At 58.9% G+C, this 12,335-nt stretch carries 15 protein-coding genes; 8 read left to right on the top strand and 7 right to left on the bottom strand.

Going from position 1 to position 12,335, the window contains the following annotated elements; genetic code table 11:
- Positions 1-237 precede the first annotated feature (237 nt).
- On the bottom strand, positions 238-1,149 hold the full coding sequence (locus tag AC13RC_RS25870) for an NmrA/HSCARG family protein (protein ID WP_488558935.1): 912 nt from the start codon (positions 1,147-1,149) through the stop codon (positions 238-240).
- A 117-nt stretch (positions 1,150-1,266) separates the two neighbouring features.
- Here AC13RC_RS25870 and AC13RC_RS25865 point away from each other — a divergent pair, with 117 nt between their 5' ends.
- Complete coding sequence (locus tag AC13RC_RS25865; protein ID WP_488558934.1) at positions 1,267-1,704, top strand: winged helix-turn-helix transcriptional regulator; 438 nt, start codon at positions 1,267-1,269, stop codon at positions 1,702-1,704.
- A 125-nt stretch (positions 1,705-1,829) separates the two neighbouring features.
- On the opposite strand, the gene AC13RC_RS25860 is transcribed toward AC13RC_RS25865, so the two are convergent.
- Positions 1,830-2,765: an NmrA family NAD(P)-binding protein gene (locus AC13RC_RS25860; RefSeq protein WP_488558933.1), complete on the bottom strand. Its 936-nt coding sequence runs from the start codon at positions 2,763-2,765 to the stop codon at positions 1,830-1,832.
- A 73-nt stretch (positions 2,766-2,838) separates the two neighbouring features.
- Between AC13RC_RS25860 and AC13RC_RS25855 the strand changes: the two genes are divergently transcribed.
- A complete protein-coding gene (locus AC13RC_RS25855) occupies positions 2,839-3,663 on the top strand; it encodes an AraC family transcriptional regulator (protein ID WP_488558932.1) in 825 nt (274 codons plus the stop codon).
- Between the two features lie 38 nt (positions 3,664-3,701).
- Here the strand turns inward: AC13RC_RS25855 and AC13RC_RS25850 are convergent, their stop codons facing one another.
- Complete coding sequence (locus AC13RC_RS25850) at positions 3,702-4,640, bottom strand: LysR family transcriptional regulator (RefSeq protein WP_488558931.1); 939 nt, start codon at positions 4,638-4,640, stop codon at positions 3,702-3,704.
- A 72-nt stretch (positions 4,641-4,712) separates the two neighbouring features.
- Here AC13RC_RS25850 and AC13RC_RS25845 point away from each other — a divergent pair, with 72 nt between their 5' ends.
- Together AC13RC_RS25845 and AC13RC_RS25840 are read left to right on the top strand one after the other, a co-directional pair.
- Positions 4,713-5,609 (top strand): MBL fold metallo-hydrolase, encoded by an 897-nt coding sequence (locus tag AC13RC_RS25845; RefSeq protein WP_488558930.1) that lies wholly within the window; start codon positions 4,713-4,715, stop codon positions 5,607-5,609.
- 12 nt (positions 5,610-5,621) lie between these two features.
- Positions 5,622-6,614: an alpha/beta hydrolase gene (locus AC13RC_RS25840; protein WP_488558929.1), complete on the top strand. Its 993-nt coding sequence runs from the start codon at positions 5,622-5,624 to the stop codon at positions 6,612-6,614.
- A 256-nt stretch (positions 6,615-6,870) separates the two neighbouring features.
- Here AC13RC_RS25840 and AC13RC_RS25835 read toward each other — a convergent pair whose 3' ends face one another.
- The 3 genes from AC13RC_RS25835 to AC13RC_RS25825 all read right to left on the bottom strand — a co-directional run bounded on the left by AC13RC_RS25835 (position 6,871) and on the right by AC13RC_RS25825 (position 8,944).
- Positions 6,871-7,206 (bottom strand): DoxX family protein, encoded by a 336-nt coding sequence (locus AC13RC_RS25835; RefSeq protein ID WP_488559001.1) that lies wholly within the window; start codon positions 7,204-7,206, stop codon positions 6,871-6,873.
- A gap of 71 nt (positions 7,207-7,277) precedes the next feature.
- On the bottom strand, positions 7,278-8,018 hold the full coding sequence (locus AC13RC_RS25830; protein ID WP_488558928.1) for an SDR family NAD(P)-dependent oxidoreductase: 741 nt from the start codon (positions 8,016-8,018) through the stop codon (positions 7,278-7,280).
- 2 nt (positions 8,019-8,020) lie between these two features.
- Positions 8,021-8,944 carry an NAD-dependent epimerase/dehydratase family protein gene (locus AC13RC_RS25825; protein WP_488558927.1) on the bottom strand — a complete coding sequence of 308 codons (924 nt, stop codon included), beginning with the start codon at positions 8,942-8,944 and terminating at the stop codon, positions 8,021-8,023.
- Between the two features lie 92 nt (positions 8,945-9,036).
- On the opposite strand from AC13RC_RS25825, the gene AC13RC_RS25820 reads away from it, so the two are divergent.
- Positions 9,037-9,930: a LysR family transcriptional regulator gene (locus AC13RC_RS25820; RefSeq protein WP_488558926.1), complete on the top strand. Its 894-nt coding sequence runs from the start codon at positions 9,037-9,039 to the stop codon at positions 9,928-9,930.
- Positions 9,931-10,336: 406 nt separating this feature from the next.
- On the opposite strand, the gene gcvA is transcribed toward AC13RC_RS25820, so the two are convergent.
- Positions 10,337-11,224, bottom strand: coding sequence for a transcriptional regulator GcvA (gene gcvA, locus AC13RC_RS25815; protein ID WP_488558925.1), 888 nt, complete (start codon positions 11,222-11,224; stop codon positions 10,337-10,339).
- Between the two features lie 221 nt (positions 11,225-11,445).
- Between gcvA and AC13RC_RS25810 the strand changes: the two genes are divergently transcribed.
- From AC13RC_RS25810 to AC13RC_RS25800, 3 genes are read left to right on the top strand one after another with little or no spacing between them, the layout of a single operon-like run.
- The gene (locus AC13RC_RS25810) at positions 11,446-11,601 is read left to right on the top strand and encodes a hypothetical protein (RefSeq protein ID WP_488558924.1); all 156 of its coding nucleotides are present in this window, start codon (positions 11,446-11,448) and stop codon (positions 11,599-11,601) included.
- Between the two features lie 43 nt (positions 11,602-11,644).
- Positions 11,645-12,097, top strand: a complete 453-nt coding sequence (locus tag AC13RC_RS25805; RefSeq protein WP_488558923.1) for a VOC family protein — start codon at positions 11,645-11,647, stop codon at positions 12,095-12,097.
- Positions 12,098-12,156: 59 nt separating this feature from the next.
- Complete coding sequence (locus tag AC13RC_RS25800) at positions 12,157-12,318, top strand: SDR family NAD(P)-dependent oxidoreductase (RefSeq protein ID WP_488558922.1); 162 nt, start codon at positions 12,157-12,159, stop codon at positions 12,316-12,318.
- The last annotated feature ends 17 nt before the right edge of the window (positions 12,319-12,335 follow it).

Here is a 12,335-nt window from a genome sequence, read left to right as displayed (position 1 = left end):
GGAATTCGGCTGACAGCTCATTGATGAGGTGAACGAAGCGTGGCTGAAGCAAGACATGGTGATGAAGCCGCCATCACTTGACGGCTTCATCGACCTTTGTTGCACTGTTGGTACAATCACGTCCCTGGCTGCTTTTCCTCGCAAACACACGACCATACGGAGAAGCGATGTGCTTAGGCGGACGACCTCAAACTGAAGTCTCCACGGCCATTCCTGCATGAGGCTCATCATGTTCTCTTAGCGGAGAGCCACCTCAGCTTTCTCACCCTTGAGGGCGGCTTCAAATTGCAGTTTCCCAGGCCCATCGAGCCATTCCTCAAGCGAAGTCATATGGCCAAACTCCCGCTCGATAGCGGGGATATCCGCAGCGCCGGCGAGCAAACCATTGTCCAGAAGTTCCGCGAGACGGTTGAGGAAAGGATTCGTCGCAAGCAATTCTTCAGGAAAGCGCTTGTAAACAATCGCTTTCCCGGCAGCTTTTGTGAATGCCTGTTCGATCTCCTTGCCTGTCACAGACGCACTGGCAAGCTCGATCGTCTTCTCCGCGAAATGATCCGGAGTCGCCAGGATTTCGGCGTTGATCCGGCCCAGGTCATCTACGGCGATCATCTGCATGGATTGGTCTGGCCGCATGAAGAAGGTAAATTCGCCCTGAGACAGTCCCATACCGGGCAAAAGCATCATCTCCATGAAGCTTGCCGGACGCGTGATCGTACTTTTTATCGGAAGGCTTCGCACATAAGCTTCAATTTCCGACTTGCTGTCGAAATGACCCATTCCCGTCGGGCCTTTCCCCGCTGCCCCGCCGGAAGAATAGACGAGATGTCGAGCGCCCTGCCGAAGTGCGCTATCCGCAATTGCCTTGCCTTGCGAAACTTCCTGCGCATCAGTGACCTCACCTGCCGGTGAACTCGTCTGGACACTGAAAACTCCGGAAATTCCGACCATCGCCCGGTCGATGGAGGCAGGGTCGAACAGATCGCCCCTTGCCAAGGAAATACCTTCGGCGGCCAAAGCCTCGGACTTAGGGCTCTTTGGATCGCGCACGAATGCTCTGACCCTTTTACCCTTTGCGTTCAGTGCGCGTGCAACCGCCCCGCCTTGTTGTCCGGTCGCGCCAAACACGAGAAATTCTGCAGTGTGATCCATATGGGTTACCATTGGTAATTAATGACGGTTATCAAATGATACTGATTGAAAATCGGCGCAAGACGGCACATTTTTGGTCGTCGGTTACATGACGATAACTATTGAAGGAGTTAATCCGTGCAGCGTGAAATCAATGGCCGTCCTGTTATCGAAACTGCGCGGGGCCCTGTGCTGACTCCCTGCGCACCCGGTAGCGTTCTGGCCCGTCTCGGCGACAAATGGACTATTCTCGTCGTATCGATGCTCGCCCTGTCGCCTGATGCACCCATGCGGTTCGGTGCGATCCGACGCGGCATTCCGGACATTTCGCAAAGGATGCTGACGCTCACGCTTCGTAGCCTCGAGCGCGACGGTCTCGTTGCCCGTCATTATTATCCTGAAGTGCCGCCAAGGGTTGAGTATGAATTAACGGCCCGCGGCAGATCCATGCTGGAGCCGTTGGCTGCCTTCACGGGCTGGATCAGGGATACCTGGCAAGACATTGAAGCCTCGCGGAAGGAATTCGATGATGTTGAACGAAGCGGAACAAGCCTTAATTTGTCTTCGGGCGGATGAACGGCGACTGCTTCGAATCCTGTTTGACGCGGGTGCTGGGATCTCGTCGCCAGCCGCGCCAACAGCTTCCACCCCACGACGGCGTCACCAGCTTCGGGTATGACCTGGAACGACCGAAAACTGCCCTATCGTTGTGAACTCCACGTTAGGAAGGTCTCTGGTTTGACGCCTTCCGTTCTCGCCTTCTCGATCAGCGGCCTGAGGGTGTTTTTGACGAATTCTTCCATTGTCGTGGGCAGCGCCGGACGATCAGCGTGGAACTTTACACGCCCATCGTTAAGAGCAGCTGCGGTGTTCTTGTCATAGACCCACCGATCGAGCGTCCCGAACCTCTCCCGGAATATCGTTTCGACCTCACGATCGCTCGGATCGACGAAGCGATAGTCCACCTCCCTCCTGAGTGCCCGGCCAATCATCGCGGCGATCTCGGGCATCGTGTAATCGATGCCCAGTTGCTTCACCGATCGGTGCTGGTCTCTCGGTGTGTCGAACTCCTTCGCCACGAGATCCGCGATGTCTTCAACGGCAACCCAGGGAGTTTTGACGTTGGGCTCAAGCGTCCAACCGATCCTGTCGTACTGTGCGATCGCGTCCACCCACCTGGTCAGGTCCTGCATGAACCAGCCACCCTGCAGATGCACCAGATTGATGTCGCGTAATCGGTTGAGGATCTGATCGAGGATATGGAAGCCTTGGAAATGGCCAGTGTTTCCACTGACCTCGGATCCCATCCCGGTCAGGTTCACGGCCAGTTTCACAGGGGAATCCTGAAGTGCGTCGAAAAACCGCAGCGCTACCGCAGGGTAGTGCCCATGGAAGTCCTCCGCACCCCAAAGAGTTTTGACCATCAGGAACGCAGCATCAGCATCTTCGAAGAACGTGTTAAGCTCACCAGCGCCCGTATCGAAGCTGCCAATGAAGGGCTCTGCTCCTTTCGCGACGAGCGCATCGAGGGCGGCCCCTCCTCTCGAAAGAGCTTTGACTGAATGGCCTTTGGCCAAGAGGTTTTCGGTCAGTTTGGCACCGATCCTGCCGGTCGCGCCAACCACGGCAATACGCATGGCTAATCTCCTGAAGTTGCTGAACCATGAACGTAAAGGATTGCGTCGCGAGCAGAAGTGGAGATAATGCCATATGATCTCGAAAATGGGCCAACCTTCGAATAAGCCACCCTGCAGTACCGCCATCGATCTGAGCCACCCGCATGGGCCGGCGATGGCGTTCAGAGTGGACTTCGCCGACTATCAAGCCGAGGGGCACCAGCACCAACACCGGCAGGGCCAACTGGTCCTGGCGCTGCATGGTGCGGTTACCTGCAGAGCGGAAAGCGGGGTCTGGATCGTTCCGCCAAACTCGGGAGTTTGGATACCCGGTGGCGTTCTTCATAGCAATCAGGTCACGTCCAATGCTCGTTTGACGTATCTGTTTGTCGAGCCCGGCGCGGCCATGCTTCCAGCTGAATGCTGCACGCTTGCGGTATCGCCGATGCTTCGGGAGATGATACTCCAGATAGCGGAACGATCGGAAACTGTTGCGGGCGACGCTCATCTCGACCGTCTCGTGCGAGTCATGCTCGATGAGCTCGCCCTGATGCCGCGGGAGAGGCTGGAGCTACCCATATCTGACCATCCAAAGATCGCCTTGATCACTGCGGCTCTTTTAGCGGACCCCAGCGACCGCCGACCCCTCGACCAATGGGCTGAGCATGTTGCGGTCAGTGAGCGATCATTGAAGAGGCTTATGGTCCAGGAGACGGGATTGAGTTTCGGCCGGTGGCGGCGCCAGCTCCATCTCGTCATCGCGCTGCGGGAACTTGCCGGCGGTGCGACAGTCCAGCGGGTAGCAGGCAACCTGGGATACGAATCCACGACGGCCTTCATCGTCATGTTCAAGAAGGCGCTTGGGACCACACCAACACGCTACTTTGCCGATCGGCTTTTGAGCGCCGAGCGCGCGTGAGACGATGGGACTCCCTCCCTTAAGCTGGGCAATGAAATTCAATCGGCAATCCGGTCAATCTCGGCTGCAATCTGAGAACGAAGCCATTCCGCAGCTGGCTCGCGGTCTGAATGGGCCGACCAGACCATCGCGATAGGATTGACTGTGAGGTCGAGTGGCACCGGGCTTTCTGTCAATCCAAACGTGGAAGCGAAGCATCTGATGATACGTGTCGGCAACGTAGCCAGAAGGGGCGCCGTCCGCGCAGCAGCCAACACGGTCAGAAACTCGGGTGCCGCCATGGCAACATTGAGCTTGACGCCGAGCTTATCGAGCGCTTCATCGAGACATCCTTCGATGGCGTCTTTTTGAGACACCAGTACGTGCTCGGCATTCAGATACGTCTCCCTGTCAACAGGCTCATCCAGTGGCAGAAGGTCTTTGTTGTAACAACACATCAACGACTGCTCAAACAGCTGCTGGTGGCGGTGTCGGTTGTTTCCCTCGTCATAGCAGCCAACCCCGAGGTCGATGACGCCCTCGTCCAGCATTCGATAGACCTGCTCGGGACTTGCCGGCCGCGCAAGCAGTCTTATTCCTGGTGCTGTCGTCCTCAGACTCGCGATCAACGCTGGCATCAGGATAACTTCCAACTCGCTTGAGAAGCCGATGCGAAACGTGCGTGTCTCCTTCGAAGGATCAAAGCTTTCTGCCGAAGTCAGTGCTTTATGGGCTTGCGTAAGCAGCTGCTGTATCGTGGGAGCAAGTGCGTGTGCCCTCGCAGTTGGTTGCATGATCTGTCCAACTCTGACGAACAGTTCATCCTGCAACAACACACGTAATGTTGCCAGATTATGGCTCATCGCCGGCTGCTGGATTTTTAGGCGCGCCGCCGCCTTGGTCACGCTTCTGTCCCTCATCAGGGCGTCGAAGGCGACAAGCAGGTTGAGGTCGAAGGACCACAAATTGAAATGATCGATAGACGCTATGTCATTCATCGATTTGATCGTTAGAGCATTCCCGGCTTAATGTCCAGCCTCTGCGGCGGTGTCGCCGCTACAGGAGGTAATATGACGGGCGTGCAGAAGGTCCACCGCATCGGCGACGTTACTATTCAGAAGGTCTTGGAGCAGTCGCTGCGGAATGTTCCCAAGAGCTTCGTTTACCCATCCGCGAAGCCCGAGGATTTCGAAGGCATCGCGGCCCATCTTGCCACGGTAGACGTGGAGGAGAACAAGGATGATCTGGTCCAAAGTATCCATACGTGGGTGGTTCGCACGCCCCGGCACCTCGTGCTAATCGATACGGGATCGGGGAACCACAAGCAGCGGCCGCTCAATCCTCTGTTTCACGAGCAGAATATTCCTTTTCTCGAGCGACTCCGGGATGAGGCCGGCGTGGACCCGGCTGACGTCGACTATGTGTTCAACACTCATCTCCACGTCGACCATTCCGGTTGGAACACTGTCCTGGACAATGGACGATGGGCGCCAACGTTTCCAAACGCACGTTATGTCTTTCCACGAATGGAAGCCGAGTACTATGGCAGCCGCGCCAGCCATAACGAGGTCAATGTCCCAAGCCGCGGCGTGTTCGAAGACAGCGTTCTTCCTGTAATCGAGGCCGGCCTCGTGGATCTTATCGAACCTGATGGTGGAGATTACCTCGATCATTTCACGTTCATTCCGACACGCGGTCACAGCATCGGACATATGTCGATCCGCCTGTCGTCGGGCGGTGAAACAGCGATCTTTGGCGGCGATGTGCTCCATCACCCTATCCAGGTCCTCAGACCACATCTCAACACGGTCTTCTGCGAGTTCCCCGATGATGCGACCGCTTCACGAGAGAGGATCCTCCGCACACTCGCAGACGATCAGGCGCTCTACTGCGCAACTCATTTTGCGGGTTCGTCCGCTGGTTACGTGACGCGTGCGGATCAGGGCTACACCTGGTCCTACGCTTGAAAGGAAGCGATCATGTCACACAACACAATCGACCTCGAAGAAATCCTGTTCGAGGACTATCACATCGCCTGCGATACACCCGGCATCACGTTATACTTACGCAACAAGCGGCGCCGCGGGGTTGAACGGTTTGGTCCGGAAAGGACCGTCGTCATGGTGCATGGTGCAACCTATTCCTCGGGGAGTCTGTATGACGTTCGACTTGGCGGCATGTCCTACATGGACTTTCTCGCGGCTCGGGGTTTTGACGTCTTTGCCGTTGACGTGCGAGGCTATGGACACTCCACGCGACCACCTGAGATGGAGCAGGATGGAGCCCTCTCGCCACCTGTGGTTAACACCAAAACCGGGGTCATCGATCTAGGTCATGCGGTTGATTTCGTCTTGCGGCATCGCGGGCTGGATCGTGTAAACATTTTTGGTATGTCCTGGGGCGGTACCGTCGCTGGCGCGTTTAGTGCGGACAACCCCGAGAAAGTTGTCAAGCTCGCGCTGCTCGCGCCGCAATGGCTCAGCGACAAGCCCATTCCTATCGACACGGGCGGAAAACTGGATGCCTACCGGCTCGTTCCGGTACTTGAGACGAAGGCGCGCTGGCTTTCGACCGCACCTGAACATGCGCGGGATAGCTTGGTGCCTGAGGGATGGTTTGAGACCTGGGCTGAGGCGACACTCGCCGAAGATCCGTGGAGCGGCAAAAAAGCTCCGGATCGTCTCCGCGCCTCGAATGGCCCTATCCAGGACATCCGCGACTATTGGCGGGCAGGCCGTGCATTTTACGACCCGGTTCGAATTATCGCACCGACCCTTCTCGTGCACGGCGAATGGGATGTCGATGTGACGATCGACCTTGCAGTTTCCTTCTTTCAAAAGCTGACAGGCGCATCATACCGGCGCTGGGTCGAGATCGGCGAAGCCACACATCTCGTGCTGATGGAGAAGAACCGAATGCAGGCTTTCGAGGCCATCGCATCATTCTTTTCGGAACACTACGCGCCGGAATGAGAACTAGCGCGGCGGTGGGAATGAAGTGGGACGGGACGTGCAATGTCGTCCGGGCGACCGCGCCCGAGCGCTTCGGTAACAGGCATTGGGGCCGACCTGAATGGCGGGCGCTGTTCCTCGCTGCCTCGTCTGCGCTCTTTACGTTGGAGACAAAGATCGGCGCGCTTCGTTTCCCTCGCTGTAGGGCGGAAGGCGCCCCTGGATGCCCTCCTCGGCCATGTCTGGGTGGCCGCAATCGACGAAACAACCGCCAATGTCAGCCTCCCACCGCAGTGAGCAACTGGGGTCGGCGCAGCCATTGCACCGCTACGCTCAGCGCCAGCAGTATGAACGCCGGCGCTGGGTTGCCGCCAATCATCACTAGATGGATGAATACCGCCCCCGCCATCACACAAGCGAGCAACAGAGCCCCCCAGACGCTCGTGAGGGGTACAAGCACGAGAAAGCCGCCGACAATTTCGAGAATACCCGCGACGAAGCGAAACCACTGGCTCGCCCCGATCTGGTCAAAGATCGCCACCATCGGAGGCGCCTCGGCGAGCTTCGCTGCTCCAGCCGCGATGTAGGCGAGCGCCAGCAAGATGCGGATGATCCAGTCGGCAACCCGTTTGATAGTCCACCAGGCACCTGTCGGTGCAAGGGGCGGTGCTCATCGCGTTACCCTCAGAGCCGGAGCCAGCCCCCGTCGACCACCAGCGTCTGGCCGGTGACGAAGCGGGCGTCGTCGCTGGTGAGGAAGGCAACCGGGCCGGCGATGTCGGCCGGCGTGCCGAGGCGCTTGATCGCCTGCTGCATATAGACCTGCGCCTTCTGCTCGTTGGGCATGCCGCTCGCGCCCTCGGTATCGGTGATACCGGGATGAACCGCGTTGACGATGATGTTGTCGGCGGCGAGTTCGCTGGCGAGCGCGCGGACCAGGCCGACGACGCCCATCTTGGAGGTGATGTAGTGCGAGAAGCCCATGCCGGGTGGGGTCACCATGCCGACCGCGTCGGAGCCGATCGCGACCATCGAACCGCCGCCCGCCTTCTTCATGAGCGGCACGATGGCGCGCGCGCCCATCAGGTGCGCGTCGAGATTGAGCGCCATCACCGAACGCCAAGCCTCCGGCGTCATCTGCTCCAGCGTCGCCATCGGATAGGCCCCGGCGGCGTGAACGAGGATGTGCGCACGGCCAAAGGTGCTTTCCACCGTGCTCGCGACTTTGGCCCAGTCGGCTTCGCTCGTGACGTCCGCCGCGACCGCAATCGCGCCGTGACCGATCGCGTCAGCCACGTCGGCGGCGTCCATGCGATTGACGATGACAACCTTAGCTCCGCGCTTGGCGAGCAGGTCCGCCACGCCCCGGCCAATGCCCTGCCGGCCGCCAGTGACGATCGCCACCTTTCCTTCATGAGTGCTCATTCCTATGCTCCTTTTTGAGTTTGAGAGATGGCGAGCGCGCGCAGTCGCGGCTCGCCGATTTCCGACAGCATGTCGGTATGGCGTGGAGACCAACCGAGTGCCGCACGGCTTGCGGCGTCGCGCACGCGGCTCGACACGCTCATGATCAGTGCGCCAAACTCGCCCCAGATCTCGGCCGCTTCAGCCATGCTGACACTGCGGGTCGGAACGCCGAGATCGCGCGCGACGGCCTCGGCGATCCAGCGGTTGGCGATTTCTCCGGCAACGGCATGGTAGAGTGCGCCGGCTTCACCCGATTGCAGCGCTCGAGCGAAGAGGTCCGCGATATCGTCGACGTGGACATTGCCGTAGGTCGCCAGACCATCGCCGACATAGCAAGCAGCCCCGGCAACGGAGACCGACCGATAGACCATCGGCACATGGCCGTGGTCGCCCGGCCCCCAGATAAGCGGCGGACGCACGACCATCGCCCGCAGGCCCCTCCGGGCGGCGGCGCGCACGCGCTGTTCCGTCTCTACGCGCGCGATAGCGAGTGGCTCGGGCGTGAATGCGTCGTCTTCGGAAAAGTTGTCCGCGCTCCAGGCGCCACCAGTTCGTTGGCAGAGCAGGCCCGATCCCGACAGGAACAGGAAGCTCTTTCCGCTGTCAGCCAGCGCTTCCAGCAGGCCAGTGACGGCCTGCTGTTCGGCTGGCGGCGCTATCTGCGCCGCATAGATGACAGTATCCGCTGCGCGGGCCGCCGCCTGAACCGCTGACAGATCCGTTTCGATGTCACCGTCGACCGGATCGATGCCCGCCTCACTGAGCTGCGCCGTCTTGATGTCGCTTCGCGCCAGCCCACTTACGCGATGGCCACTTCGAACAAGATGGCGGGCAATGGCACCGCCGACGAAGCCTGTTGCTCCTATTATAAGAACATGGGTCAAGCTCGGGATCTCCTTCGAAGGAGAAATACGAGCTTCTGTTCTCCCTAAGAAGCCTATATGATTAGATACCATCCATCGTTTGGACAGATACATTGCTTGACGGCGTTTCTCTCGATCACTTGCGCACCTTCGTCGCCGCCGCCGATCAAGGCAGCTTCTCGGCTGCGGGACGCGTTCTGGGGCGAGCGCAGTCGGTGGTCAGCCAGTCGATCGCCAATCTGGAGGCGCAGCTTGGTGTTTCGCTGTTCGAACGGGTGGGACGTTACCCTCAATTGACGCCGCATGGCACCAATCTATTGGGTGATGCGCGGCGCATAGTGAACGATGCCGAAGGATTGAAAGCGAAGGCGAAAAGCTTTTCCGCCGGACTTGAGCCGGAGCTTTCGATCGTCGTCGACGTCATGTTCCCACAAGGGTGCCTCACCGACGCCCTAGCCGGTTTCAAGAAGCACTTCGCCTCGACACCGCTCCGGCTCCATGTCGAGGCGCTGGGTGCGGTCGCTCAAATGGTGCTCGACGGCCGATGTGGTCTCGGCATCACGGGAACGCTTCCGTTCGCGCCGCCGGGCGTGGCGACCGAACGTCTGTTCAGCGAAAAAATGGTGACGGTTGTCGCACCAGGTTCACCGCTTGCATCATCGGCGGGTCCGGTAACGCTTCGGGAGGTGCTGGACGAAACCCAACTGGTCCTGACCGACCGCTCCTCCATGACCGATGGGATCGATTATGGTGTGCAGGGCAAGAACATCTGGCGCATGTCCGACCTCGGCGCCAAGCACGCCTTTCTTTGCGCCGGATTGGGCTGGGGGCACATGCCTCATTGGATGGTCTTCGACGATCTCGCGAGCGGCCGGCTCGTGAGCATCGAACTGGAAGGTCCCTCGGCAGGGCTGATGCCGTTCCAGGCGATCTATCCGGCGGATCAGCTCCCAGGCCCCGCGGGCCGATGGCTCCTTGGAAGGTTCTCCAATACACGCCCGAACTGAGCCTCTCCGACCATCTGGAAGCAAAAGTGGCTCAAGGTGGAGCGCGGGGTGACCGTTGCACGCCATCACCAGCTATCCGGAACATTGCTTACCAGATTGCCTGAGACTTTTACCGACACCGGCTGCCCGGCTGGCCCGACGAAATGACATTCGTCACCATGAGGATAGAAAGAGTACCGGCTACAATGGTCGTGTTAGATCGTCCAGCGTCTCGAGCGGCGAGCAACCGTCCAAAATGCGCTGGAGATGCACAGAGGGTACGGCGAAAGGCAAACAAATTGCGAACGATTGACCTCGATTCCGGCGGCCGCCTGGTGCGGCGCTAACGATTGTTGGTTGCGCGCCCCGGGCTGGCGAAGAGATTATCCGTCAGAGCGGATGGATCCCGCAGGTCCGAGACATCCGCTCAACCGGCCTCTACCTCGTTGAACAGCCAGTCACGAAACAGCCTGACTTTCCGGTGTCGTAATGCGCCTTCAGGATAGACGACGTAGTAGCTCCACCGCGAAATCAGCGCCAGGTCGAAGGGGCGAACGAGCCGTCCCGCAGCGAGATCCGCGGAAACGAGCGCGCTGCGGCCGAGGAGCACACCTTCCCCCTGGACGGCGGCTTCCACGGCATAGGCGGCAGATTCAAATCGCACTCCACTGTCGTGGTCGATGCCAAAGAGCCCTGCTGCTTGCAGCCACGTTGCCCAGTCGATGCGGAAGTTGTCGTGGATAAGCCTGTGATGTTTCAGGTCTTCTGGCCGTGTGAGGGGATGATCTCCTTTGAGGAGTTCCGGGCTGCAGACAGGAGAGACGTCTTCGCTCATTAAAAGCTCCGAGACGACCTTGTCATAGTTGCCCGCGCCGTAACGCACCGCAATATCGATTCCGTCCCGGATAAAATCGGTCAAGCCGCCTGACGTCGAAAGGCGCACGTCGATATCGCGATGGGAACGATGGAACCGGTGGAGGCGCGGCACGAGCCACCGCCCGGCAAACCCATCCGACGTGCTGACGTTGAGAACACCGGTCGATCGCGACGCTGTCGTTGCGATGGTGGCCACACCAATCCGATCGAGCGCAGCAGCAATCTCGGCCGCATAGGCAACTCCTTCCGCTGTCAAAAGCACGGAACGCGTTCCCCGGTCAAACAGCCGGACGCCCAGCACCTCTTCAAGATGACGCACGGCCCGGCTGATCGCCCCATGCGTGACGTTCAGTTCGGCCGCAGCTTTGGTGAAGCTCAGATGACGGGCAGCGGCATCGAACGCAGGCAGAGTTGTCAGTGGAGGGAGTTTTCGTGCCACCGCTCACCTGTGAGTTTTGATCACAAATCTGAAACTATTGCTCGTTTGTCATGCCGTCAAGATCGTCGCAATCTAAACTCGACGCTGGCCTTCACAGTCAACGATCAAGGAAAACTCAAAAAGATGAGGACTTCACTGTGAGCACTATTCATGCATGTGCGACTGCTTCCACCCCGACGAGACAGGCACTCGAACAGACACTGACAAAGACAACTGCGTCATTGCCGACTCTTGCTTGGCATGTCTTCGTCCGCATCCCTTCCATGGTCCGCAACTGCATCGCATTACAGCGCTTCAGCCGTTTCCCGGATCACCGCCTGCGCGACGTCGGCTTCGAACGGGACTGGGACGGCTCGGTCATCCCGGCGAGGCAATAGCCAGCATCGCCGTGCCTTTAACGATTATCGAGGGAGAAACGACATGAAAGTCTATCCGCATCTCTGGTTCAATGGCCAGGCCGAAACGGCCATGGAATTCTACACTTCCGTCTTCAAGGACTCCAAAATACTGGAGCGCACGGTTCTTCCCGACCCGGAACTCTCCGTGGTCCGTTTCGAATTGGCCGGGCTGCCGGTCGCCGCGTTGAATGCCAATTCCCGTGTGCCCTATAACGAAGCGTTCTCCTTCCTCGTGGAGACCGGCGACCAGGCGGAGACCGACTACTACTGGAATGCATTGACGGCCGACGGCGGCAAGGAAAAGCCGTGTGGATGGCTGACCGACAAGTTCGGCGTCTATTGGCAGGTCACGCCCACTCTTCTGCTCCAGAGGATTGCCGACCCGGACAAGGAAAAGGCCTGCCGTGTGATGCAGGCGATGTACAAGATGAAGAAGATCGTCATCGCGGACATCGAGCGCGCCTATCAAGGCTAGACACGTTCCTGCCCCGGCAGAGCAAAATCCATCAACACCAATTCAATGTGGAGGGTCCCATGGCAAAGCTTATGGGCAAGAAAGTTATCGTCATTGGCGGCAGCTCCGGTATCGGTCTCGGTGTCGCGGCCGCGGCACTCGAAAGCGGCGCAAAGGTCGTACTCGTTGGGCGCTCTCGAGATAAACTGCTGACTGCTGAAGGTAAGCTATGTGCTTACTGACCAATTTCTATATCTAA

Source organism: Martinezella sp. CNPSo 3890, assembly GCF_057784455.1.
Note: the sequence above shows the minus strand (reverse complement) of the source record. Positions and strands in the feature narration are given on the sequence as shown.

What these genes read in the sequence shown, in the direction of transcription:
- AC13RC_RS25805 (WP_488558923.1), top strand. Translation starts at nt 11,645, where the DNA reads ATGAAAGTCTATCCGCATCTCTGGTTCAATGGCCAGGCCGAAACGGCC.
- AC13RC_RS25830 (WP_488558928.1), bottom strand. Translation starts at nt 8,018, where the DNA reads ATGAGCACTCATGAAGGAAAGGTGGCGATCGTCACTGGCGGCCGGCAG.
- AC13RC_RS25840 (WP_488558929.1), top strand. Translation starts at nt 5,622, where the DNA reads ATGTCACACAACACAATCGACCTCGAAGAAATCCTGTTCGAGGACTAT.
- AC13RC_RS25855 (WP_488558932.1), top strand. Translation starts at nt 2,839, where the DNA reads ATGATCTCGAAAATGGGCCAACCTTCGAATAAGCCACCCTGCAGTACC.
- AC13RC_RS25850 (WP_488558931.1), bottom strand. Translation starts at nt 4,640, where the DNA reads ATGAATGACATAGCGTCTATCGATCATTTCAATTTGTGGTCCTTCGAC.
- AC13RC_RS25800 (WP_488558922.1), top strand. Translation starts at nt 12,157, where the DNA reads ATGGCAAAGCTTATGGGCAAGAAAGTTATCGTCATTGGCGGCAGCTCC.
- AC13RC_RS25845 (WP_488558930.1), top strand. Translation starts at nt 4,713, where the DNA reads ATGACGGGCGTGCAGAAGGTCCACCGCATCGGCGACGTTACTATTCAG.
- AC13RC_RS25860 (WP_488558933.1), bottom strand. Translation starts at nt 2,765, where the DNA reads ATGCGTATTGCCGTGGTTGGCGCGACCGGCAGGATCGGTGCCAAACTG.
- AC13RC_RS25870 (WP_488558935.1), bottom strand. Translation starts at nt 1,149, where the DNA reads ATGGATCACACTGCAGAATTTCTCGTGTTTGGCGCGACCGGACAACAA.